Annotated in this window: 17 protein-coding genes; 8 read left to right on the forward strand and 9 right to left on the reverse strand. The window is 48.9% G+C overall.

What is annotated here, in order from left to right:
• Positions 1-27 precede the first annotated feature (27 nt).
• The 3 genes from G8759_RS05195 to G8759_RS05205 form a co-directional block, all read right to left on the reverse strand.
• Positions 28-1,302, reverse strand: a complete 1,275-nt coding sequence (locus G8759_RS05195; protein ID WP_167205859.1) for an aminotransferase class V-fold PLP-dependent enzyme — start codon at positions 1,300-1,302, stop codon at positions 28-30.
• A gap of 37 nt (positions 1,303-1,339) precedes the next feature.
• Positions 1,340-2,740, reverse strand: coding sequence for a M28 family metallopeptidase (locus tag G8759_RS05200; protein ID WP_167205861.1), 1,401 nt, complete (start codon positions 2,738-2,740; stop codon positions 1,340-1,342).
• Between the two features lie 160 nt (positions 2,741-2,900).
• A complete protein-coding gene (locus G8759_RS05205; RefSeq protein WP_167205863.1) occupies positions 2,901-4,196 on the reverse strand; it encodes a Pycsar system effector family protein in 1,296 nt (431 codons plus the stop codon).
• Positions 4,197-4,387: 191 nt separating this feature from the next.
• Between G8759_RS05205 and G8759_RS05210 the strand changes: the two genes are divergently transcribed.
• Positions 4,388-8,047 (forward strand): BamA/TamA family outer membrane protein, encoded by a 3,660-nt coding sequence (locus G8759_RS05210; protein ID WP_167205865.1) that lies wholly within the window; start codon positions 4,388-4,390, stop codon positions 8,045-8,047.
• Positions 8,048-8,058: 11 nt separating this feature from the next.
• On the opposite strand, the gene G8759_RS05215 is transcribed toward G8759_RS05210, so the two are convergent.
• Complete coding sequence (locus G8759_RS05215; RefSeq protein WP_167205867.1) at positions 8,059-9,387, reverse strand: adenylate/guanylate cyclase domain-containing protein; 1,329 nt, start codon at positions 9,385-9,387, stop codon at positions 8,059-8,061.
• A 72-nt stretch (positions 9,388-9,459) separates the two neighbouring features.
• Positions 9,460-9,987, reverse strand: a complete 528-nt coding sequence (locus G8759_RS05220) for a hypothetical protein (RefSeq protein ID WP_167205869.1) — start codon at positions 9,985-9,987, stop codon at positions 9,460-9,462.
• A gap of 317 nt (positions 9,988-10,304) precedes the next feature.
• Here G8759_RS05220 and G8759_RS05225 point away from each other — a divergent pair, with 317 nt between their 5' ends.
• From G8759_RS05225 to G8759_RS05240, 4 genes are all read left to right on the forward strand, one after another.
• Positions 10,305-10,892, forward strand: a complete 588-nt coding sequence (locus G8759_RS05225) for a TetR/AcrR family transcriptional regulator (RefSeq protein WP_167205871.1) — start codon at positions 10,305-10,307, stop codon at positions 10,890-10,892.
• A gap of 78 nt (positions 10,893-10,970) precedes the next feature.
• Positions 10,971-11,819: an oxidoreductase gene (locus G8759_RS05230; protein WP_167205873.1), complete on the forward strand. Its 849-nt coding sequence runs from the start codon at positions 10,971-10,973 to the stop codon at positions 11,817-11,819.
• Positions 11,820-11,988: 169 nt separating this feature from the next.
• Entirely contained in the window at positions 11,989-12,864 is an 876-nt protein-coding gene (locus G8759_RS05235) for an AraC family transcriptional regulator (RefSeq protein WP_167205875.1), read from the forward strand.
• Positions 12,865-12,942: 78 nt separating this feature from the next.
• A complete protein-coding gene (locus G8759_RS05240; protein WP_167205877.1) occupies positions 12,943-13,842 on the forward strand; it encodes an oxidoreductase in 900 nt (299 codons plus the stop codon).
• A gap of 67 nt (positions 13,843-13,909) precedes the next feature.
• Here G8759_RS05240 and G8759_RS05245 read toward each other — a convergent pair whose 3' ends face one another.
• Entirely contained in the window at positions 13,910-14,251 is a 342-nt protein-coding gene (locus G8759_RS05245; RefSeq protein ID WP_167205879.1) for a tRNA-binding protein, read from the reverse strand.
• Between the two features lie 98 nt (positions 14,252-14,349).
• Here G8759_RS05245 and G8759_RS05250 point away from each other — a divergent pair, with 98 nt between their 5' ends.
• Positions 14,350-15,708, forward strand: a complete 1,359-nt coding sequence (locus G8759_RS05250; RefSeq protein WP_167205881.1) for a PQQ-dependent sugar dehydrogenase — start codon at positions 14,350-14,352, stop codon at positions 15,706-15,708.
• Positions 15,709-15,864: 156 nt separating this feature from the next.
• Here the strand turns inward: G8759_RS05250 and G8759_RS05255 are convergent, their stop codons facing one another.
• The 3 genes from G8759_RS05255 to G8759_RS05265 form a co-directional block, all read right to left on the reverse strand.
• Complete coding sequence (locus G8759_RS05255) at positions 15,865-18,435, reverse strand: TonB-dependent receptor (protein WP_167205882.1); 2,571 nt, start codon at positions 18,433-18,435, stop codon at positions 15,865-15,867.
• Positions 18,436-18,527: 92 nt separating this feature from the next.
• Positions 18,528-18,875: a winged helix-turn-helix domain-containing protein gene (locus tag G8759_RS05260; RefSeq protein WP_167205884.1), complete on the reverse strand. Its 348-nt coding sequence runs from the start codon at positions 18,873-18,875 to the stop codon at positions 18,528-18,530.
• A gap of 148 nt (positions 18,876-19,023) precedes the next feature.
• Positions 19,024-21,066 (reverse strand): hypothetical protein, encoded by a 2,043-nt coding sequence (locus G8759_RS05265; RefSeq protein ID WP_167205886.1) that lies wholly within the window; start codon positions 21,064-21,066, stop codon positions 19,024-19,026.
• A gap of 110 nt (positions 21,067-21,176) precedes the next feature.
• Between G8759_RS05265 and G8759_RS05270 the strand changes: the two genes are divergently transcribed.
• Both G8759_RS05270 and G8759_RS05275 read left to right on the forward strand, forming a co-directional pair.
• Positions 21,177-21,476 carry a hypothetical protein gene (locus G8759_RS05270; protein ID WP_167205888.1) on the forward strand — a complete coding sequence of 100 codons (300 nt, stop codon included), beginning with the start codon at positions 21,177-21,179 and terminating at the stop codon, positions 21,474-21,476.
• Between the two features lie 241 nt (positions 21,477-21,717).
• On the forward strand, positions 21,718-23,091 hold the full coding sequence (locus tag G8759_RS05275) for a cytochrome ubiquinol oxidase subunit I (RefSeq protein ID WP_167205890.1): 1,374 nt from the start codon (positions 21,718-21,720) through the stop codon (positions 23,089-23,091).
• The last annotated feature ends 19 nt before the right edge of the window (positions 23,092-23,110 follow it).

Below are 23,110 nucleotides of genomic sequence, written 5' to 3' on the forward strand. Positions count from 1 at the left end.
GTTTACTTATAGTAAATAGACTGATAGTCAACCGGCTAGTTCCTTCAACGCCCTTACGAAGGTAGCTAATTCTGATGTGGTTGTATAAAGATGTGGCGTAACGCGTACCCCTCGTACAGTTGGGCTTTCAATGGCAACCGTAAAGATTTTATACTTGTCGAACAGGAGCTTGGCCAACTCCGCTGGCTTTTTCCCAGTTATACCTACGTTAGCGATCGCGCAGGAACGGGCAGGTGCTTCGGGCGTGTTCAGAATGATGTTTGGATGGTGTCGTACCTGATCGGTCCAGTAACGTTGCAGGTAGCGAAGCCGGGCTTCTTTGCGCTCAATCCCGATTCCTTCATGAAACCGGATCGCATCCTGAATGGCCAGATCCGTTGCAACCGGGTGGGTTCCGGTATGGTTCAGCTTCCGAATGTCATCATCGGGAACGCTGCTATCGGCAAATAAGGGCCAGAGCGCCGGAATCTTATCCTTGCGGACATAGAGAATACCCGCGCCGAGGGGCGTGCCGAGCCATTTATGCAGGCTGCTGGCGTAGTAATCGCAGCCGCCAAGATCGGCCATCGTAAAGGCCAGATGCCCGAATGCGTGAGCGCCATCAACTAACACCTCTACGTTATGCTTATGCGCCATGTCGACAATCTGGCGAATCGGCAGAATCTGGCCGGTAATGTTCACCATATGGCAAACCATCAACAATCGGGTTTTCGGTGTAATCGCGTTCTCGTATAAGCTGACAATCTCCGCATCGGATTGAGGGTGATTGGGTAACGACACCAACCGGTTGACCGTACCGTGCCGCCGGGCCTGAAGCCGAAACATATCGAGCATGGCTCCATAATCCTGCTCGGCCATCACCGCTTCGTCGCCCGCTTTCCAGTTCAGCCCCGCAATGACCGTATCCAGTGATTCGGTGGTGTTGCGGGTAATGATCAGTTCGTCGGCCGAGCAACCCAGCAACCGGGCCAATTGTGCCTGCGATTCCCGTTTGTCGTTGAACTGGCGCGTACGCATGTAATAGGACGATACGGCATTGACCTGCTGAATGTGCTGAAGGTAGTTATCCAGCACCGGTTGAGCTGCCAGCGAATAGTAGCCGTTTTCGAGTTGGATGAAGTCCGTTGTGACCGGAAATGAAGCCCGGACCTTTGTCCAGAAGTCTTCCTGCTGTGCCAGTTCTGTGGCAGAAACATGCGACACCTGGCCCACCAGATCTGTCAGGTCAGGCCATGGCATCATCGGCAGGCTGGTTGCCCCGATCATGCTTTTCAAAAACTTCCGCTTCGATAAGGTAGACATGAGTGATCAAGTGGGCTGAGGTAACGGGCACTGGAGTTTACCGTAAATTCGGGACGGGCAGCACCGGTAAACTTTCGTTGCCATCTTCGCTAACCGCCTGTACGGCAAAGTAATAATTGTCTTTCGAGTAAGGCAGCGTCATGCCGAGTTTGGTGGTGAAGAATTTCTTCTGCCAGAATGGCCAGTAGGTTTCGCGCATGAGCACAAAGTAGCCCTTTACCTTGCCCGATTGAGGTGCCTGCCAGTAGAGCACCGTCGAGTTGGTCAGATTGCGAACGTCAACAGTCACTTTTTGCGGTACCGTTGGCGATTTTGCCAGGTTGGCTAAAGTAGCCAGATTAACAGACGTGTTTTTGCGAAGGTATTCGAAGTCCATGAATTTGGGATAGTCGCCGTATTCAATGGCGGCTGGCGTTCCGGCGTTTTCAGTTCGTAGATCCTGATGCTGATGCTCGTAGTTTTCGTTCATCTCGGTCAATCGAACGGCAGCAATACCGCGTTGTACGTAGGGCGTATGATCGCCCCCGCGCAGATAGCGGTCGTTGCGGTAGACCATCACAACCTCCAGATTTTCGACGTAGCGTTCGCCAATTTCTTTCAGGTAACGCGCAAGTGTACGGGCTTTTCCGTCGTTTTCATTGCCAAACTGACGGATTTGCCCAATGCGTCCGGTCGTATCTTTCAGCAAAACACCGGGTAAGCCTTCGCTGAAAACCCGGAGCCGCGTGTTATCGATGATGCGGGTGTCGCTGCTGTTGTTGCTCCCCATAATGTCGTTGTTGAGCACCGCTTCAACATTCCATTTTTCTTTAATGGCTCGCTCTGAAAGATGTTCGGCACCTAATAAGCCCTGTTCTTCGCCCGTTAGCGTGACGAAAATGATCGTAGCCGGAAACGACGATTTGCTCATCACCCGGCACAGTTCGATCACAGCAGCAGTTCCTGATCCATCGTCGTTGGCGCCCGGTGCGTCAGATTCCCGATTCATGACGTTTGTGACACGGCTGTCCATGTGGCCCTGTACAATAAAGATGCGATCATCGGTCGGGTCAGTTCCTTTAAGAGTGGCCATCACATTGCCCATATTGGCGGGCTTGTCAACACGACGGCCATCGGGTTGTAGTGTCCAGGTATCCAGAGTGGCCGTTAAACGCCCACCCGATTGTTTGGCGTATTGATTGAACTTACCCAGAATCCATTGCCGGGCTGCTCCCAGCCCCTTTTTGGCAGGTTGGTCGGTTGCATTGGCAGGTACACTCAACGTATGACGAGTACCGAAACTAACCAGCCCATTGATATGCGCCCGCAGGCTGTCGGCCGAAACCTGACTGACCAAATCGGCAATCTGAGCGTCACGATTTAGGATAGTTTGAGCTTTTAATAGAGGGGAAACAAGAACGAATACGAGAAGAAGAGGAAGTAAAGACTTTGTCTGCATGAGTTTGATGATTGAATCAACGAAGCTAATAAAAAAGCGCAAACCAGCCTAGTTTGCGCTTTTAAGTGCCTTGATTGCCAATGAATATTTCGACGATTAAGGCTTATACAAATGATTGTTTTCGATAAGATGCCGCTCAAGAACGGGTTCACTACCTGGATTAGCGGCTCATGTAAGCGGCAACACCGAAGGCGAGCACAGATACAACCAGTCCGAACATGAACACCGAGTAGGACCAGCGCAGGAGCTTATATTTCCGACCCAGCACTTTTCCCAGGAAGTAAATGTCGCGGATCATGCTCGAATACAGAAAATCAGCGTCATCCATCATCCGGCGCATGCCCCATTCGTAATCGGCAAGATCCATACGATAGAAATTGCCAAAAAACAGCAGATTAGAGGTTTTGTTTTCAATATCCTCCCGATTGAAAACACCACTCGTAACATTCGGACGGGTAGCCAGCACCGCCAGTACGGTGGCAATGACGCTGGTTATCGTGAAAAGAACGGTTGGAATCGTTAATGCGGGCCATTCTTCAAGTTTCCGGATCAGGATACTCACCACCAGCGAGATGACGATGGTGTTGATCGAGATCATGATATTGGCCTTTGTATCGGCCATGGCACTCAATTGAAAATGGTTCTGCGATGTTAACCGAAACATGGTTTCGACTCCGCGCTCTGGTTTTTTGGCTTTAGCCGAAGAACCGGCCGCCGGAGCATCAAACAATTGATTCAGAATCTCTTCCTGTTTGTCATGTTTGTCCTGCTTCTCCTGTTTAGCATGCTTTTCGTTTTTGTCGTGTTTATCATGCTTGTCCGGTTTGCCGTGCTTATCGTCCTCATCATCGTCACCGTCATCGGCTATTTGCTGACGGAGAAGCTGGAGGTTAGTCGCCTGGCGAGGGCCCAGTACGGTTTTGCCGTAATGCGTAAAATACTGGTGACTTTCAAGAAAACCAGCCGTCTTTTTACGCCATTTCTTCTTGCTGATTTTATTGCCGGTATGTTTTAGTTCCTGCCGTAGCTGCTCGCTGCGTTCAACAAAATCGTCGGTTGACAGATGGCCCAGATCCGCGTCGCAAAGCACCTCGGCCAGCCGATGACCATTGGGCGACTGCGGCATTTTAGTGGCTTCAATGCAGGTGATTACTTCCTCAATCCGCTTGCTAGGCAGGCCGTGTTCTTTCAAAAAAGGGCGTGCAAGATCAATGCCATTGTCTTCGTGATTGTCACAGCCTTCCTTATAGCCGGTGTCATGTAACCAGGCCGCGATCAGCACCGTTTCGCGATCCGTGTCCGATAGTCCTTCGTGGTCTGCAATTTCATTGGCAAATGCTACCACGGCCTGCGTATGACTCAGGTTATGATAGGTATAATCTAATGTGAGCTGCTTTAGCAACGTTTCGGCGTAAATCCGGGTTTGATGAAGCAACGTGGTTTCCTGTGCGATCATACGGTTTGTTTAACTATACTTGCCGGTAAGCTACAAGGTAACGAATAAAAAACGGATTCCGTTACGAGTCCCATGTTAATTTTGTTCGCCTGTATCGCCCTGACCCTCAATGTGAATTTTAGTAGATTGTTTGATTCGTTATGGATCTGCCCGACAGGTTCGATGATACACCTGATAAATTTCCTCTTTGTATGAGATCTCTTTACATACTGATTTCTCTGTTTATAGTCGTTTCTCTTGTTAGCGTTGGAATACCCAGCCAGGCACAGACTTCGTACAGTATCTTTCTGCTGGGTGATGCCGGAGCGCCCCTGCCCGACGGTCGGGATCCCGTATTGAACGCCTTGCGTGCTCAGCTCCAAAAGGCCGGACCGAACAGTTCCCTGATTCTGCTGGGCGACAATATTTACCAGTTCGGATTGCCTGATGCCGATAATCCGAACCGGGCAGACGCTGAACGCCGGATGCGTGATCAACTCGATTTGCGGACTGCGTTTACTGGGCGGGTTTTTGCCATTCCCGGTAATCATGACTGGGACAAAAGTGGACGGGAAGGATGGCAACGAATTAAAAATCAGCAGGATTTTGTGCGTCAATATACCGGCCGGGACGATGTCTTTTTTCCGAATGACGGGTGTCCTGGGCCGGTTGAGGTGCCTTTGTCCGATTCGTTGACGCTGGTGCTGATGGACACCCAGTACTGGCTGCACCCGTGGGACAGGCCTGGTGAAGAGTCAGATTGCGGAGCCAAAAGCCTTCCTGAATTTCTGACCCAACTGGACGATATTCTGTACCGTAACCGGCATCGGCGCGTCGTGGTAGCGGGCCACCACCCGATGTATAGCCACGGTGAGCATGGAGGGCATTTTACGCTCAAAGACCACCTGTTTCCATTGACAGACATTCGTAAATGGCTGTACGTTCCGCTGCCAGTTATTGGTTCGATCTACCCGATCTATCGGTCGGTGTTTGGAAGCTTACAGGACTTGCCCAACCCCGTATACCGCGAGATGCGGAATGGTATGGTTGCTCTTTTTAAGAAATACCGCAACCTGATTTATACCAACGGCCACGATCATAACCTGCAACTGATCCGTCGTGATAGCCTGAATTATCTGACCAGTGGCAGTGGATCAAAACATACGGCGGTTGCCAAAAAAGCCGAGTCATTATTTGCACTTGAAAAGCAGGGATTTGCGCGGCTGGATTTCGGTATTGGCAACCAGATGACCATTTCGTTTTTTGCCCCGAGCGATCAGCAGCCGACGGGCGAACTATTGTATCAGACAACGATCCAGCTCCGCCCGGACCCAATTCCGAATCTGGCCGAAAAGACGCAGAAACAACCGGATAGTTTGCGGACTGTGCCGGGCGCTGGCTATGCCGCCGGATCGGGCAAGCGTTTCTGGTTCGGTGCCAATTACCGCGATGTATGGACGAATCCCCTGACCGTTCCTGTGCTGAATATGCAGAAGGCGGGCCTGGTGCCTACTGAGCGGGGTGGCGGTTTCCAGACGTTGTCGTTGCGGCTTGTTGATCCAAAGAAGCATGAATTTGCAATCCGATCCATCGAAAAATACCCGGAGAAAGCGATTCCGGAAGCATTGCGGAGTGGTCTTGCCAACGATATCGTACAGGATCAGATCTCGGCTTCGCATCCGTTTGCCGCGTTGGCCATAGCGCCACTGGCTGAGACTGCTGGCGTCTATCATACAAACCCGCAGGTAGTCGTGATGCCCGATGATACGGCCTTGCGCGATTACCAACATACGTTTGCCAACATGCTGATGTTGCTCGAAGAACGGGCCGACGGTGATTACAAAGGAACGGGCCTGTTCGGGAATACATCAAAGCTTTATAGCACCCCCAAACTGCTTGAGAAACTACAGGACGATAACGACAACCGCGTAGATCAGCGATCCGTGCTGAGGGCGCGGCTGTTCGATATGTTGGTTGGTGATTGGGACCGGCATGACGATCAGTGGCGGTGGGCCAGTTTTAAATCGAGTAAAGGGTTACGCTTTAAGCCAGTTCCGCGCGACCGCGATCAGGCGTTTTTTGTCAATGAAGGTATTCTGCCGAAAATCGTCAGCCGACGGTGGTTACTGCCTAAAATACAGGGATTTGATTATAAAATCCGGTATGTGCCTGGGTTCAATACCAACGCCCGCTTTTTCGACCGCTCGTTTCTGACCGAACCAAGCCGCGCCGACTGGCTGGCGGTGGCCGATTCACTGCAACGAAGCCTGACCGATGAGGCCATTAATAAAGCCCTGCGTCAGTTACCTGAGCCAGCGCGAAGCCTGACCGCCGAAACGATAGCGGCTAAACTGCGTCAGCGCCGTGCGGATCTACTGCGCTATGCCGACGAACAATACCGTTTTCTGGCCAAAGCCGTTGATGTGGTGGGTAGCGATAAGGACGAACTCTTCGATCTGACCCGGTTACCTGACGGCCAGACGGAGGTGGTTGTTTATAAACTCAATAAAGACAAAGAACCAACCCAGGAACTGTATAAGCGCCGATTTGATCCGGCCGAAACGCAGGAGGTGCGGTTGTATGGGCTGGGTGGCGACGACAGGTTTGTACTTCACGGGACGGCCCCAGAAGGCAGTCTGATCCGGATTATCGGCGGCAAGGGCGATGATGTCATAACGGATAGTTCATCGGTTCGGGGGCTGTCGCGCAGAACGTGGGTGTATGATCTACGCAAGAATACCACCATTTCGGGAGGGTCGGAAACGCGTAACCGCTTGTCGGATAATAAAGATGTCAATAAATACGACCGCACGGCATTCCGGTATAACCTTACCATGCCACTGGTCACCGTACAGGCTAACCCCGATGATGGTCTGTTTATTGGCGGAGGTATTTTGCGTCGGACACAGGGCTTTCGCAAGGAGCCCTTCGCTCAGCAACACCGAATAATGGTCAGCCATGCGTTTGCAACCGAAGCCTACAATTTTCATTACGACGGAACATTTACAGACTTACTGGGAAAGGCTGATTTGCTGCTCAATGCCGACATAAAAGCCCCGAATTTTGTCCAGAACTTCTTTGGCATCGGCAATGAAACGGTATTCAATAAAGAATTGGGCGTAAATTATTACCGGGTCCGATTCGAGAACTGGAGTGTAAATGCTCTTTTACAGCATAAATTAGGGAAAGCTACATTTTACTACGGCCCATCGGTCGAGCGGATTGAAGTGGAAGAAGGCCAGAAGAAGTTTATTCAGGACTATGCTGCGAGTATTCCAGATGGTCAACGACTCTTCAACTCATTTCTATACGGTGGGCTGAAGGCTGGTTTTACGGTCGATACCCGCAATAATCCGTTGCTAACAACCCGTGGGCTACTATGGCGAACATCGCTGACGGCTTACCGTGGGTTGAATGATCAATCGAAATCATTTTCGCAAGTACAGTCGGATCTCTCGTTTTATGCCAGTATTCGGTTACCGGCCATTCTGACCATTGCAACGCGCGTAGGAACCAGCCTGAATTTAAACGATAATTATGAGTTTTTCCAGGCCAGCACGCTCGGCGGTCTGACGAATCTGCGGGGTTTTCGGCGTACGCGCTTTGCGGGCGAGAATGCATTCTACCACAACCTGGATCTGCGAATGCGCCTGTTTACGATTAAAACCTACCTGTTTCCGGCCTATGCGGGGATTCTCGCTTTTAATGATGTTGGACGGGTATGGGTCGATGGCGAAAAGTCAAACGTCTGGCATCATGGTTACGGTGGCGGTCTGTGGTTATCGCCCTACAATACAGCGGTTATTTCATTGCTCTATGCAGTCTCCCGCGAAGATCGTATCCCCATGCTTCGGGTAGGATTTTTCTTTTAAGAACAGAATTGCTAAAACAACTGATACAATTCAATTTCTTCATCGACACCTTTAATGACTGTTGGGCCGAGAGCACGAACTGTTTCGGGCGGGTTTGTCAGTGATTCATACACTTCCCGCGAAACCAGAAACTGGGTATGAAAGGGTTTATTTAACTGCTCAATGCGGGCAGCCAGAATTACGACATTGCCCGTTACGGAGTATTGCTGACGGGTTTCGGTGCCAATATTACCGACTACCGCATCGCCGAGGTGTATGCCAATCCCGATGGTTGTTGGGATCATTAACTCATCATTAACGGCTTTGCGGATTTCTTTTAAAATGGTGAACCCAGCTTCAACGGCCACCTCGGCTGGATTGTCGACTTCGACTGGCGCCCCGAATGTGATCATGCAGCCATCGCCCAGAAACTGATTGACAACGCCACCATACTGTTCGACGATACGGATGATAATACCGAAGAACGTATTTTGATAGGCCATTACATCCTCGGGGGTTTCGTGGCTGGCGTATTTGGTGAAATCGCGGATGTCCAGAAACATGACCGCAACCCGCATCCGATGACTCTGGTAGTTTCCTTTTTGCTCCAGTACCGCGCGGGCAATTTCGGGCGATACCTGCTGACCAAAGAGTGTTACGGCTTGCTGCTCTGTTTCGGTTGCGCGAATGGTATCGGTAATGCTTTGACGGATTTGTCGGGACACATAACCGGCGGCCATCCCTGCCAGAATGAGAAGTCCTCCTTTGGCAATAAACATCAGCGGTAAATGCAGGAACATATCTATTTCCAGATAAGGCTCGACTAGTCCGGGCTTGGCAATCAGGAAGTAAACGCCGATAAATTCAGCCCCGGCAATGAAACCCGTATAGGCCGACAGCCATAAGTTAAGCCGTAGGGTAGAGAGAATGATAAAAAACAGATAGATATAGGCCAGCGGGCTGTTCAACACCAGCAGCGGATCGCCAAGATGACGCGATACAATCAACAGAATGAATGAAATGGACGTAATCTCGAACGTAGCATTGGCAAACTTAAAAAATGTAGGTAAGTCCTGATGGCGCTCCAGCTGTTGCCTGAATAACCGGCGAATACCCCACTCATAAATACCCATACCCACCAGATAAGGGGCAACTGTGAGCATAATTGGGCCGGGAAGATACATCAGGTTATCGGCCCGCAGAAATGGCTGTAAAAGAGCCAGCATGACCGTACTAAACAGAAACAAAGCCGATAAGACGCCCGCCCGCTGGGCTTCTCGTTTCAGGCTTTCATCCGAAAAATGCTCCTGAAAGTATGATTCTATCGGTGGTTGTTGCGTTGAGCGAAACGGAAATGTCATTTCATAGTAAACAGGATGATTCGTTAGAATTCAACACAGACATTTCAGGATTGATTCCTACTGATTACGCTTTCAGAACCGATAGGCAACGCCCACCCCAATGGCTTGCCGGCCCGTTAGCGGAATTGGTGCAATGGACATGCCCACACGCGGTTGTCGAAGCATTTCGTTATAACGCGTTACGGCCTTGTTGACGTGACCATTTCCAATGATCGCTAAGGTAAGTGAAGCACCAATAGACGAGCCATAAACGATCCAGTAGGTGCTATTACGCCCGTTTTTATTGAAAATTACATAGGCGAGCGTGGCTAATGAAGTGAGCCGGCTGATGGTCGTTAACGTTCGGAATGCGCGAAAATGGTGGTTGACTGTCGGATCATTGAGCTCATAAAAAGGCACTTCAAGCGCGAAGGGCGAAGAAAGCCGTTTGCCCCCGTAGAAATAGACACTACCAAATGATGAGGCAGCCGTGCGCTCGATAGGCAACAGGTGCGCTGGAATGGGAGCTGTACGATAGTGCGATGTATCGTCGGCGCGTTGGGCGTAGGTAAGACTATTGAGTGATAAAATAAAAAAAGCGATCAGTAGAAGGGTTTTCATACAAGTAAAACGGAAACAGGGCATGGAATTAAAAATGATTTTTTTTACGGTCATATTGGCTTCTTTACACAAAGACTTCATTATAGCCATAAAAGTTTATTGAGCAGCAGGGCCGGTAAATTACGAAGCCAATTGTTCCGATCAAGAGCCTGTATCATAGAATCGGTGTTACTCATAGTTTTCCTGTTTCTACTTCTACCCATCGACCCAATAACCAACCTTACTGATACGACTTTCTGTTAGTAAAAAATTTATTTTGTAAAATTTCTTGGAAATGACCGATCGGTCAGTTTTATTTGTGTCGTTAATTAGGCGATATGACTAAAGCAGAGCGAACCCGGCAATTAATTATCAGTAAATCTGCTCCGATTTTCAATACCAAGGGTATTGCAGGCACGTCGATGAGTGACATACTGGACGTCACAAAGTTGGCGAAGGGAAGCTTATACGTGCACTTTGAAAGCAAAAAGGAGCTTTCTTATGCTGTAGTTGATTATCAGCTGGCGCAACTGTTGGATGTAGTTGCAACCGGGTTGAATAAACACCAGACAGCAAAAGCAAAGCTATTCGCTTACATCGATACATTTATTGACCCACTTGATCCACCACTTGAAGGCGGCTGCCCTATGCTCAATTTTGGTATGGAAGCCGACGATACAGATGAGGTGATCCGAAAAAAAGTTAATGCAGTCATTGAAGGAGCTCAGCATATTATTGAAGGCATTATTCAGGCGGGAATTACCTCGGGCGAGTTCAAATCGGATTGGGAGCCTGGGGAATTTGCCACCAAACTATTTGCCCTGGTAGAAGGCGGAATCATGATGTCGCGCATTGCAGGTAACAACAAGGCGATGAAGGTTATTGCCCGCTCATTAAAAAAAGAGATTGAGGAGAAAGAAGTGTAATTTTTTTTAATCGGAAAATGACCGATCGGTCATTTTCCGATTAGCTTTATTTTATCAACCAGTTAAATGTTAAATGCCATGAAAACTCAGAAAGTATGGTTTATTACGGGAGCTTCGCGCGGTTTTGGCTTCGATATCGCAAAAACTGCCCTGAATTCGGGAGACAAAGTAGTAGCCACCGTTCGAAAAAATCCCGAACAACTTGCAGCCACGCTGAATAACAATAGCAACCTTCTGGTTGTCGTGCTGGACGTGACCAAAGAAAGTCAGGTAAAAGCAGGAGTTCAACATGCTATTGCCCGGTTTGGCAAAATTGATATTCTGGTCAACAATGCCGGCTATGGGCTGTTGGGCGCAACAGAAGAGATAACGGATGCAGAAGTCAAAAAGCAGTATGATACCAACGTTTTTGGGCTGCTGAACGTTACCAGAGCCGTTTTGCCCTACATGCGTAATGCCCAAGCAGGTCATATTATCAATATTTCTTCGCTTTTTGGTTATGGTGCTTTAGCCCCAGGCTTCGGTATCTATGGATCTACCAAATTTGCCGTAGAAGGCATTTCCGAAGGATTGGCACTTGAAGTCAAGCCGTTAGGTATCCATGTTACGGCTGTAGCGCCGGGACTTTTCAGTACTCAGTTTGCCTCCAGTGATTCCTACAATGCCTCCGAAATTGTGTTGGATGCTTATCAGGATACCGTAGGGAAAATGAGAGTGACAATCGGGCATCTGGATGGAAATCAGCCGGGCGATCCTGCCAAATTAGCTCAGGTTATTATCCAGTTAGCAGAAAGCGAAAATCCACCGCTTCACTTGCCTGTAGGAAAGGATGCCGTGGCTTCTTTCAGAAGTAAAACGGAGCGGATGGAAAAAGAAGTGGCCGAGTGGGAGGAAATTGCCAGCAGCACCGATCACCTAAAAGCATAAAGTGGCTTTTTTTGTTCTAATATATACCGATTGGTATATATTAGATTAGCCAGATCAAAAGTATCTTTGAAGAAGTGTCAATAAGTCGAACAAAGCAGGTTAATATGGAACCTGCTTTGTCCGACTTATCCGTAAAGAGCGTTTAAGTTCACTTTGATTTGTGCAATTTATGCATCAACCAACACGAATGGATACCAGCCAGTTAATAGGTTTACCGATTAGCCCGATACGCATTGTAAAAATTGAGTCGGATGAATACAAAACGGTGTCCTACAACCGACGCGATTATTACAAAATATCGTTTATAACCAGGGGAACCGGGATCATGTACTTTAGCGGAACCAGGGTGGATGTTGATGGTCCGTATCTGCTGTTTTTCAATCCACTGCTTTCGTACTCCTGGCAACCCACGTCAGCTGTCCATTCGGGCTATACGTGTCTTTTTACCGAAGAGTTTTTTCATAACAAAGAGCAATTAGGTACGCTGGCGCGATCAGCCCTCTTCAGCGCCAATGTAGTACCAGCCTATCCCGTCAATGAAGAGTTAGGGAACGAACTGACCGCGCTGTTTGAGAAATTAAGCCATGAAGCCGTTTCTGACTATGCCTACAAAGAAGATGTCATGCGGAATTATGTGAGCCTGATCCTGCACGAAGCACTGAAGCTCCAGGCCAACAGGTCGCCCGTGTACAATCTGGCTGCCGAACGACTGACGGATCAGTTTTTCAAATTAATGCAGGCGCAATTCCCAATTCATTCTTCCGGGCAACGAATGGACTTGAAATCACCGGCAGATTACGCCAACGCCCTTCATGTGCACGTCAATCACTTGAATCACAGCATTCAGCAAGTTACCGGCAAGCCCACCATTCAGCACATACAGGGGCGGGTAGCCAATGAAGCCCGAATGCTGTTGCACTATACTGACTGGCCTGTTGCTGATATTGCTTTTTGTCTGGGCTTTGAATATGCTACGTATTTCAATCGATTTTTTAAGAAACAGACGGGTCATACACCGGCCACTTATCGGAAAATGCCTGTTTGAATTGTATAGGTTTTCCATTGGAATGTGTTACCATACTGCTTTTACTTCGCTGGAACTTTGCCCTGAAATAAAAATAGTATGTGGACAAAAGAAAACATCAGAAATCAGAGCGGTAAAACGGTCATTGTTACCGGTGCGAATACCGGTATTGGGTATGAAACAGCTCTGGCCTTCTATCAGGCTGGGGCGCATGTACTGGTTGCCTGTCGGGATGAGAATAAAGCCCAAAAGGCCATTGCCAGCCTAAACACACATGCTGGGGATGGCACGCTGGAAGTGGGGGTAGTCGATTTGGCTAGTCTGGCTTCAGTAAAGCCGTTTGCCGACCATTTTTTGCAACATCATTCCCGGCTTGATGTACTCATCAACAACGCCGGGGTTATGGTACCTCCGGCATCGGTAACTAACGATGGCTTTGAACTGCAATTCGGGGTGAATTTTTTAGGGCATTTTGCGCTGACGGGCTATCTGTATCCCTTATTAAAACAGACCCTCAATGCTCGGGTAGTAACGCTTACCAGTCTTGCCTATCGCTATGGAACGATCGATTTTGATAACCTGCGATCAGAAAAAGGATATGATGCCATGCGTGAATACAGCCAGAGTAAACTGGCTGATTTACTGTTTACCATTGAACTTCAGAAAAGGATTACAACGGCTCATGACAGAATACTGTCAGTAGCTGCCCATCCCGGCGTAACCCAGACCGACCTTTCTCGCAATATGGAGAAGACAGCCATAGAAGCAGCAACCCAGCGACTTGGCGCCCTCATGGAAACGGCGCAGGGAGCCTTGCCCAGCCTGTATGCTGCCGTATCGTCAGAGGTTGAAGGGGCCAGCCTTTATGGGCCCGATCAGGATGGTGGTTTGAGAGGTTATCCGGCAAAGACCGAAATAGATGTAGTTGCGCTGAATGCTACCCTCGCAGCTCATCTTTGGCAAACTGCTGAACGACTAACGGGAGTTATATACCCTTAAATGACAGGTATACGTAATTAAGTGGATGTTGCAGGTGGTCAACCAGTTTAGTTGTTCGAGTCAGGTATTAGCCAATACGCTGGCCATTAGTCGTGGGACGTTCGGTTTGCAGGAGCGTAACGGTGCCATCATCGGCTACGGCTCCCAGCACCAGACACTCGCTCATGAACGTCGCGATTTGTTTCGGAGGAAAGTTAACAACAGCCACGACCTGCTTACCAATCAGGTCGTCCATCTGATACAGTTTAGTAACTTGAGCGGATGTACGTCTGGTACCAAAATCACCAAAATCAATGATAAGTTTGTAGGCTGGTTTGCGAGCCTGCGGAAAAGCTTCTACCGAAATAATGGTACCAGTACGGATTTCAACTTTTTCGAAATCAGACCAGGTTAGTGGTTCGTTACTCATGTCGCAAATTAGTCATCCAATGGTTTTTAAGCCAAAAACTTTTGTGAACAACGAGTCGTTACACGCATGATAACACTTCCTACAATCAAATTACTAGCATGAAATCAACGTTACTGTTGCTGGCCATGACCGCAACTGTTGCTTTTACCGGTCGACATGACGGGTCTCCTGTCAAACCGGGAAATCCGAAATCGCTCCATAACGCGGTAACCCTGCCTGCCCCGGACCCCGACAACGGTGGTATTAAACTTGCCAGTGGTTTCCAGGGTCTCGTATTTGCCGATAATCTTGGTAAAGCCCGCCATATCGCTGTCGATCAGGCTGGTACCGTATTCGTGAAATTAGAGAAACTCAATGATGGGAAAGGGATTGTTGAGCTGAGCGATAATAATGGCGATGGTCGCGCCGATCAGACTGTCATGCTCGGCAACAACACGGGCACTGGCATGGCTATTTATAACGGCTATGTTTATGCGTCATCCGATACGTCGGTTTATCGCTATAAACTGACCAATGGTAAAGTAATGGAAACGTCACCCGCCGAACCGATCGTTTCGGGATTGACTCTCCAGCGTCAACATGCCAGTAAATCATTGGCTATCAGTCCAGACGGTAAGTTATTTGTGAATTTTGGCGCACCCTCCAACGCGTGTCAGGAGAAAGACCGGCAAAAAGGATCGAAAGGAATGGACCCCTGCCCGATTCTGGAAGAATACGGCGGAATCTGGCAGTTCGATGCCAACAAGCTCAATCAGCACAAAGCAGATGGCAAACGGTATGCAACCGGTATTCGGAATGCCGTTGCCCTCGACTGGAACACGGCAACAAACACGCTCTATGCACTCCAACATGGCCGCGACAACCTCAACAACTGGGGTGGTGTGTTTACTGATGAAGTGAGCGCAGAACTGCCATCCGAAGAGTTTCTGATGGTTAAGGAAGGGTCTGATTTTGGCTGGCCTTATTGTTACAACGATCATTATAAAAATCAGAAATTTTTAGCGCCCGAATACGGCGGTGATGGCTCGAAAATAGACCGTTGTGCTGGAAAAGATAAGCCAATTATGGCGTTTCCTGGGCATTGGGCACCCAATGACTTGCTGTTCTACACGGGTAGTCAATTTCCGGCACGTTACAAAAACGGTGCATTTGTCTGTTTTCATGGCTCCTGGAACCGGGCTCCACTCAAGCAGGGTGGCTACTTTGTTGCCTTTATTCCTTTTGGGAAGGATGGTCGCCCGTCGGGTAAATATGAAGTATTTGCCGAGAATTTCGCGGGGGTAGCCGAACTAGGTAAACCTGGCACCGATGTTAACGCCGGTAAACTCGACCTGGCTAGTCCAGGTGATGCGAAAGCCCGTCCGGTTGGTCTGGCTCAGGGCCCGGATGGATCGCTTTATATTTCTGATTCGGTGAAGGGCAAAGTTTGGCGTGTTATGTACACGGCGAAGAAATAGGTAGGCATAGAAAGACAAAAGCGGTTAAGGGTGTACAATGCATACCCTTAACCGCTTTTCGTTTGGTGAGAATTACGTGTTTATCGTTTCAATAATCACTTTGCCATTTCTGGATTGTCATAAATTTTGGGCAATGATAGTCGGATGACAGAAGGTTCATTCCGGCAAGTTTAGTACCACGGTTGTGTAATAAAAACCACCCACAGCAGGGCCAGCGGTAAACGTAGTGTACGGTCGGTTTAAGAGATTGGTAGCACCAATTTTAAAGGAAAGCGATCCGAAAGTTCGGTTGGGTAATGCATAGCTGACCTGGGCATCGAAGGTATTGATAGCCGGAACCGTACCCGTTGCCAGCGACGACTGCCATAGAAATGAACTCTGGTATTTATAATTGACCGAAAAGCCAACGCCTTGCCAGATGTCGGTATTTGATACGCCTAAATTAGTTATCCATTTCGGTGTGTTAAAGGCTTCTTCCAGGCCATCGCCCTGATCGGTCCGGTCGAGCCGCGCCAGGGATGCATTACCCGAAAGCACCCAGTTGCGGCCCGCCGAATACCGGATGCCCAGGCTGGAACCGTAGTTATAGACCGTTGTTTTAGAATTGGTCCAGAGTCGGTATCGATCCTGCTGGTTGCGGTCGGCCAGGTAATAGGCGAGTGAGTCCGGATTGGTGCCTCTGGGGATATTGGCTTCAACCTGCGCAATGAAATTCCGGTAGACATTATAGTAAAAGTCGATGTCTACATACAGCTTCTTGGTAAAAAATAACCCTTTATACCCCACTTCGATACTGTTGACCTGCTCGGGTTTCAGGTAGGTATACGTATTGGGCTTCAGAAGACCTTTGTTTTTCTGAATGGCCTGATCAGTCGTTAACTTGTTGGTGTTGACATCGGTGTTGATCGCAGCCTGAAACGCGTCGATAGACGTGCGGAAATAGGAGTTTTCAAAAATGCCCTGCGACATGATTTTTAGACCGCCCACGCGTTTCACACCACCTGAATTGACGTTGGAAAAGGCCTCAAACAACGACGGGAATCGGTATCCTGTTTGATAGGACGCCCGAAAATTATGATTTTCGGTTGGCGAAAACACAAGTGATAGTCTGGGATTTACACGTGGATCGAAATAGCGGTTTTTATCCACGCGCAACGACCCACGAAGGCTCAGCCGATCGCTGAAAAACGACCGTGATGCCTGAATGAAGCCACCCGTTTTGTCGTAAATGAGGTTATGGTCAGTTCGGTCAGGATTGATGAAGTAGTTGCCGTCTGGGAATACAACGTATTGCCTGTAATCGAATCCAGCCAGCAGGTCGATTCCGGTTTTCTGCCGAAAGCCTGACCAAAAAACGCGCGTCGGCTCTACCTGCCCTTCTACATGATACATCCACGATTTTACGCGCAGAGCCGCACCAATGTCCCAATTGTTAATGTCACGGAGCTTGGCTACCTGATTATTGAACGCTTCTGAACCCGGTTGTGGCCGGCCAAAATCGGCAAGTTTTCGAGCGTTCTGTAGCGCCTGCGTAACCGCCTGTCCCGCTGAGATACTATTGGTAAATTGAGTCGTAAAATCGGCAAACCACTGGTTATCTGACTTAAACGACTTGTCAATATTCTCGGCCATTGAGCGGATGTTGTAGGAATCGCCGGTGTTTTCGCGGGTTCGGTAGGCCCGAATTTGAATGGATGGCGATTCGAGCGTCAGGCCATGCTGATCGAGCAAATAATTGTCGAGCCGGAATCGATTGGTGCGCTGGTAGACATTATCGAGTGTAGCGGCTTTGTACCGGTACGACACTGTCAGCGTGGGCCGGATTCGCCAGAAAACAGCTACATCGCCCCGAAGATTATTCAGGCTCAGATCGGTCGTTTCATTTTCAAAATAGCCGGTACGCGAAACCACATATTTTTTACCATCAATGGTCAACGTACGGCGGTTGGCCGATTCGTCTCCGTAATTATTGACCAGATCACTGCCCGGATTATTGGTGCCGGTTAGGCCAAGTGAGGTGTTGGTATTCGGGTTCAGATCCGACGCATCGTGGGCAATCCAGTCGTAGCCACGCTGATAGGTCAGGTTCACTTTAAAAGCCAGCCGGGAGCCAATCGTCTTGGCATAACGTAAACTAGTTTCGCTAAATACTTTTGCGGAACTGAGCGGATCGCTGACATGGTTAACCCCGGTTTTTTGACTAATACTTAGCCCGGTTGACGAAAACGGATCTTTCGTAATGAGTTGTGCCAATCCATTCAGTGCATTCAGACCGTAAAGCGCCGAAGCCGCTCCCGGCACAATCTCGACCCGCTGAATATCCAGATCCGACGGAGCCAGCGCATTGGCAATGGGCCCACCAATGTGTGGGGCCTGGTTATCCATTCCATCGACCAATTGAACAAACCGAACATTGGTTGGGTTTGCGAAACCACGTGTGTTATATACCTTGAAACCAAGGCTGGGTGTCAGTAACTGAACACCTTTAAGGTTTTCGATGGCGTCAAAATACGAAGGCTGAGCCGAAAGTCGAATTTGTCGCGCATCGAGTACTTCAATGCTAACGGGCGATTTTAACACATTTTCGGAAATGCGGGAAGCCGTAACAACGATTTCACTTAGCTGAATTTTGCGCAGCGAATCGGTTGGATTGATGGTACTGTCGGGCAGGGTAGCCGCTAATAGGGCAGGACTTATTAAAAAAAACAGCAGGAACAGGTGTTTCATGAACGTCGTTCTTTCCTCCGAAAGATAACGATCGTTCTGTTTATTCGAAAATAACGATGCCGTTTTGTTGCGAATAGGCTATCTGGCAGGGATTAAGCCGGAAGATTGGCCAACTCATCGGCCAGAAATTTCTCGAACCGTTCGTGCAAAGCCCGGTAATGACTGAGGTATTTTTCGCCCTCAGCTGTTATGATGGTTCCGCCCCCTTTTTCGCCCCCGGTCTGGGTCGTTACGAGTGGTGTATCGGCCTGCGTATTCATCGAATGGACCAGCTCCCAGGCCCGTTTGTAAGACATGTTCATGGCTTTAGCCGCCTGATTGATCGAGCCAGTACGCTGAATATGGCCGAGCAATTCCAGTCGACCAATACCCATAAACCGTTCGGTGCCGTCGGTAGAGGCTGTTTCAAGCCAGATACGGCCGTTAATGCGAAGGTTCATGTTGAAAGAAATTTGTTTGGGGGCGAATGTACAACAAGGTTGGATTTTTGCAGAATAGGGGCAGGATTCCATAGGCCATTTCTCAAAGGTCTGGACTATGGAATCCTGCAGAAACTGGAAACGAATCGCCTGAAAAGTAGTCGAATACTTAGTTCATTACGCGTTTCACACCTAGCCGACCGAATGCACTCTTTAGCCGTACCAACTCTTTATTTTTCAGGCTGATTGAGTCTTTTGCCTGTTGGCTAATGCTACGGGCAACGCTGTCGGAGAGGAACCAACCCAACGGATATTTATCGTTATAAGCCAGTCGGAGGGTGAGATAATTTGTTCGGGGATTGGTAAAACGATCCATAAAGGAATTGAACATATTGTCGCGGGTGGTAGAACCGTTGTCCCAGGCATTGAAAAAAGCCAGTAATGGAATCTGTATTTCCTGCAATATGGACCGCTTCTGTGGTAGACTGCCAATCGTATTGCTGTTCTGAATAAAGAGAATGTAAGGAATGATGGTGACACGTTCGGCCGTATCCAGCCGTCGAATGGAAGGTACTAGGTTATTTAGCAACTGAATGCAGGTTTCGACGCCCGAATTGTCAAAATAACCGCCATCGACCACGTGGCCCCCATACCGCTGTTTTTGGCCATTAGCCACGAGCGTATCTTTCTGAACCAGCCCGCCATTGGTTACCACCGGAAAGCGACTACATAACGAGGCCGCCGTTTTGAGCGGCACATCCGATCCAAGTATATCCAGTGTTGACACCACATTCTTGAAATAATGCGGATCGAGTTGCAGATTTGAGGTAATGATTTTCTGGCCCGACTCGGCGAGGGTTCCGTTTAGCAGTAGAGAAGGTAAGTTATAATTGTAGCCACTGGACGTGTAATACAATTGAGTCAGTGAAGAGTCGAGGGTACGTAGGCCCAGGTTATCGCGGTAGGAGCCAGACCAGGAGTCTTCCAGCCATTTGGCGCGTTCGAGAGTCGGTAGGGGGAAAGGCACAAGCCGTTGTATGGACTCCGGAAATAACAGAGCCGCCGATACGCCGGATAAATAATCGTCTCGAATTACTTTTCTGAATTGCTGGAATCGATTATTTCGGTCAGCTTCGGCAACATCGCGCAGGAAAGCGGTGTAAAAAACCGTTCCAACGCCCCCGCCCGACACGCCACTCAGAGCATATACATGCCGACTGAAGCCCGGAATAATAGAGTCGAGCCGGATGAGTGTTTCGGCCGTCCAGTTCAGTGCGCGGATGCCTCCACCTTCGGCTGCAACCAGTACTAGTGGAATCGTGTCACCTTCTTCCTGCCTGCGGGCGGCTACCCAGTGGGCAAAGTGTGCTTCCACCGTTGGGCGTTGCGAAATCAGAGGTATTGATGAGCCGGTGGCCTGTCGAACGGTAGTGTTATCGTTAAACGCACTAATCACGATCAGATAGACAAATACCATCAACATGAGCGGACGGTACCGGTAATCGTTGAAATACACCACCAGACTTCCTGCAAACGTGTAGAGTGTAATTCCGAAAATAATGATGGCTGTAGGACGAAAGCTTCGGGCAATTCCCCATTCGACGGGCAGGCTGAACACAAGAGTCAGTACAATACTGAACACGAGCCCACCAGTAACGACTACCCGCCCGAGCGGATTCCGCCAAAGTGCGCGAATATTCTGCGTGAAGTTGGTATAGCGTTCCGAAAATTTCCAGTGAACAGGTAAGGCAAAAACCGGTACGTGTTGCTCGACCAGCAGAAATAGGCCGAGCATGAGGCCGCTTTGGAACACCAGGAGGTAAGGCTGCCAGTGGTTGGGTTTCCAGAAAGAATAAGCCAGAATCAACGCTGGAATCATACCGCCCAGTTTAGGCAACCATCGTAGCAGGATGTCGCATTCTTTGTTAAGCCGCAGGCCAACAGGCGAAATATGCAGAATCATGCGCGTGCAGCCATAAACCATCCAGCTCCAGAGGAACGTGCTGAGCAGAATATATTGAAACAGACGGCTAAAGACACCTTCGTCGGTGACCGCATTGACCATGTCGTCGGCCTGATCAGGCACGGTTAGTACGTAGAGCGCAACGAGTAGTGTAATGATTATGACAAACGCCTTCCGTTGCGTCTGATAAAACGCAATGACGTAATTTTTAATCTGGTGCTGAAAGGAACGAGGTTCGGCAGGTTGCACAAGCAATTACGATAAATAGGAGTACACAGCAAGTTTTAAACTTCTGCCGGGTGAATAGGGTTTTATAGACATAAATTTACTGGATCTATTGCTTATAAACCTTTACACGTATGAAGGCGAATTTCCTCTTTTTTGCACTGCTACTTTCGTATGGTAGTTTTGCTCAGCAGGTCGATTCGGCAAAAGTTCAGCCGAAAGAATCGAAAAATTCATCTGGTTTGGCGAAATATAAAGAAAATGGTCGTTTCCAGAGCCAGCTTAACGTAGGTAGTTCGACTGCTACATCTGGCCAGACCCCTGCATTAGGTATTGAAAAGCCAAAAAGCCAGCGTGTTGAATCTTCTTATCAATACGACAATGGCCGCATTACGGGCGGTAAGACGACGCTTAAGTTTGGTAAAAAGCAGTAAGAATCAAGGAAGTTTTTATTCAGACAATAGCCGGTTTTTCGACCAGTTGAGCCATTATATTGCCATAAATAGGCAGCAAGAATAAACGATGCCTTAGTTTTCTGGTAAAATATACTCGATAAACATCCGCTGTATCAGCATCCGGTTGTACCTTTCGGGCGATAGTTTTCTCGCCCTGTTCGCCCCTTATCGCATTGCTTGTCTGCGACCTCGGCGATCTGTCCCCGCTATCGTTCTGGTTATGGACAACGTAGAATTACTCTCCCGGATTCAGTTCGCTTTCACCATCGCATTCCATTACATCTACCCGCCCCTTAGCATTGGTCTAGGCGTTTGCCTTGTAGTGATGGAAGGACTGTATCTAAAAACGAAAAACAAAGTTTACGAAGAACTGACCCGTTTCTGGGTCAAAATTTTTGCACTCATTTTCGGTATTGGCGTTGCCACCGGCATTGTTATGGAGTTTGAGTTTGGCACGAACTGGGCCACCTACTCGCGCTATGTCGGTGATATTTTTGGATCGGCGCTGGCAGCCGAGGGTATTTTTGCGTTTGCGCTGGAGTCGGCTTTCCTGGGTATTCTGCTGTTTGGCTGGAATAAAGTGAGCCCACGGGTACACTTCATGGCAACGGTACTCGTTGCGCTGGGTTCTATTTTTTCGGCCCTCTGGATTGTAGTCGCGAACTCATGGCAGCAAACGCCGTCGGGTTATCGTATTGAAGGGAAAGGCATGCAGGCCCGCGCTATTGTAACCGATTTCTGGGCGATGGTTTTTAATCCTTCGTCGATTGAGCGGTATTCGCATGTATTGATCGGTGCCTTGCTGGCCGGGTCATTTCTGGTACTGAGCGTTAGTGCCTGGTATATTCTTAAAAAACAGTATATCGTTCATGCGCAGGCTGCGTTTCGGATCGCGTTGTGGGTCGCGGCTGTATCATCGCTGGCACAATTGTTCACCGGTAGTAAGTCGGCAGAAGTGGTCACGAAATACCAGCCAGCGAAACTCGCTGCCATGGAAGGCCACTTTGACAAGTTAGCGCCTGCCGATATGTACCTGGTGGGTTGGGTCAATGCCAAAGATCAGAAAACGACAGGTATTAAAATCCCCGGCGGTTTGTCGTTTTTGGTGCATCAGGATTCGAAAGCGCCAATTGCTGGCCTGAATAGCATTAAACCGGAAGACCGCCCGACGGCTGTCAACTTCGTTTTTCAAACCTACCACCTGATGATTGCCATCGGCATGACGCTAATCGGGCTAACCCTGTTCAGTTTGTTCATGCTTTACCGAAAAAAACTGTTTGAAACCCGTTGGCTGATGGTCGTTTTTGTGTTCTCGGTGTTGCTGCCGCAGATTGCCAACCAGGTTGGCTGGTATACGGCGGAGGTCGGTCGGCAACCGTGGGTTGTCTATGGCCTGCTCAGAACGTCAAATGCACTGTCGCAGGCGGTTAAAGCAGAGCATGTTCTGGCCTCATTAATTCTATTTACATTCATTTATGTGATGCTGTTTGGCCTGTTTCTGTACTTGCTGAACAAGAAAATACAGCACGGCCCCGATGTGATAGACTCCGATCAGGAGGAACCTTCGTCGCGCATGAATCCGGTATTTAACTAAAGAGTGGATGAGTGTACGG

The organism is Spirosoma aureum (assembly GCF_011604685.1).
GTDB classification, from domain to species: Bacteria; Bacteroidota; Bacteroidia; order Cytophagales; family Spirosomataceae; genus Spirosoma; species Spirosoma aureum.

What these genes read in the sequence shown, in the direction of transcription:
- G8759_RS05235 (WP_167205875.1), top strand. Translation starts at nt 11,989, where the DNA reads ATGCATCAACCAACACGAATGGATACCAGCCAGTTAATAGGTTTACCG.
- G8759_RS05195 (WP_167205859.1), bottom strand. Translation starts at nt 1,302, where the DNA reads ATGTCTACCTTATCGAAGCGGAAGTTTTTGAAAAGCATGATCGGGGCA.
- G8759_RS05270 (WP_167205888.1), top strand. Translation starts at nt 21,177, where the DNA reads ATGAAGGCGAATTTCCTCTTTTTTGCACTGCTACTTTCGTATGGTAGT.
- G8759_RS05250 (WP_167205881.1), top strand. Translation starts at nt 14,350, where the DNA reads ATGAAATCAACGTTACTGTTGCTGGCCATGACCGCAACTGTTGCTTTT.
- G8759_RS05260 (WP_167205884.1), bottom strand. Translation starts at nt 18,875, where the DNA reads ATGAACCTTCGCATTAACGGCCGTATCTGGCTTGAAACAGCCTCTACC.
- G8759_RS05200 (WP_167205861.1), bottom strand. Translation starts at nt 2,740, where the DNA reads ATGCAGACAAAGTCTTTACTTCCTCTTCTTCTCGTATTCGTTCTTGTT.
- G8759_RS05255 (WP_167205882.1), bottom strand. Translation starts at nt 18,435, where the DNA reads ATGAAACACCTGTTCCTGCTGTTTTTTTTAATAAGTCCTGCCCTATTA.
- G8759_RS05275 (WP_167205890.1), top strand. Translation starts at nt 21,718, where the DNA reads ATGGACAACGTAGAATTACTCTCCCGGATTCAGTTCGCTTTCACCATC.
- G8759_RS05215 (WP_167205867.1), bottom strand. Translation starts at nt 9,387, where the DNA reads ATGACATTTCCGTTTCGCTCAACGCAACAACCACCGATAGAATCATAC.
- G8759_RS05240 (WP_167205877.1), top strand. Translation starts at nt 12,943, where the DNA reads ATGTGGACAAAAGAAAACATCAGAAATCAGAGCGGTAAAACGGTCATT.
- G8759_RS05220 (WP_167205869.1), bottom strand. Translation starts at nt 9,987, where the DNA reads ATGAAAACCCTTCTACTGATCGCTTTTTTTATTTTATCACTCAATAGT.
- G8759_RS05245 (WP_167205879.1), bottom strand. Translation starts at nt 14,251, where the DNA reads ATGAGTAACGAACCACTAACCTGGTCTGATTTCGAAAAAGTTGAAATC.
- G8759_RS05205 (WP_167205863.1), bottom strand. Translation starts at nt 4,196, where the DNA reads ATGATCGCACAGGAAACCACGTTGCTTCATCAAACCCGGATTTACGCC.
- G8759_RS05210 (WP_167205865.1), top strand. Translation starts at nt 4,388, where the DNA reads ATGAGATCTCTTTACATACTGATTTCTCTGTTTATAGTCGTTTCTCTT.
- G8759_RS05225 (WP_167205871.1), top strand. Translation starts at nt 10,305, where the DNA reads ATGACTAAAGCAGAGCGAACCCGGCAATTAATTATCAGTAAATCTGCT.
- G8759_RS05230 (WP_167205873.1), top strand. Translation starts at nt 10,971, where the DNA reads ATGAAAACTCAGAAAGTATGGTTTATTACGGGAGCTTCGCGCGGTTTT.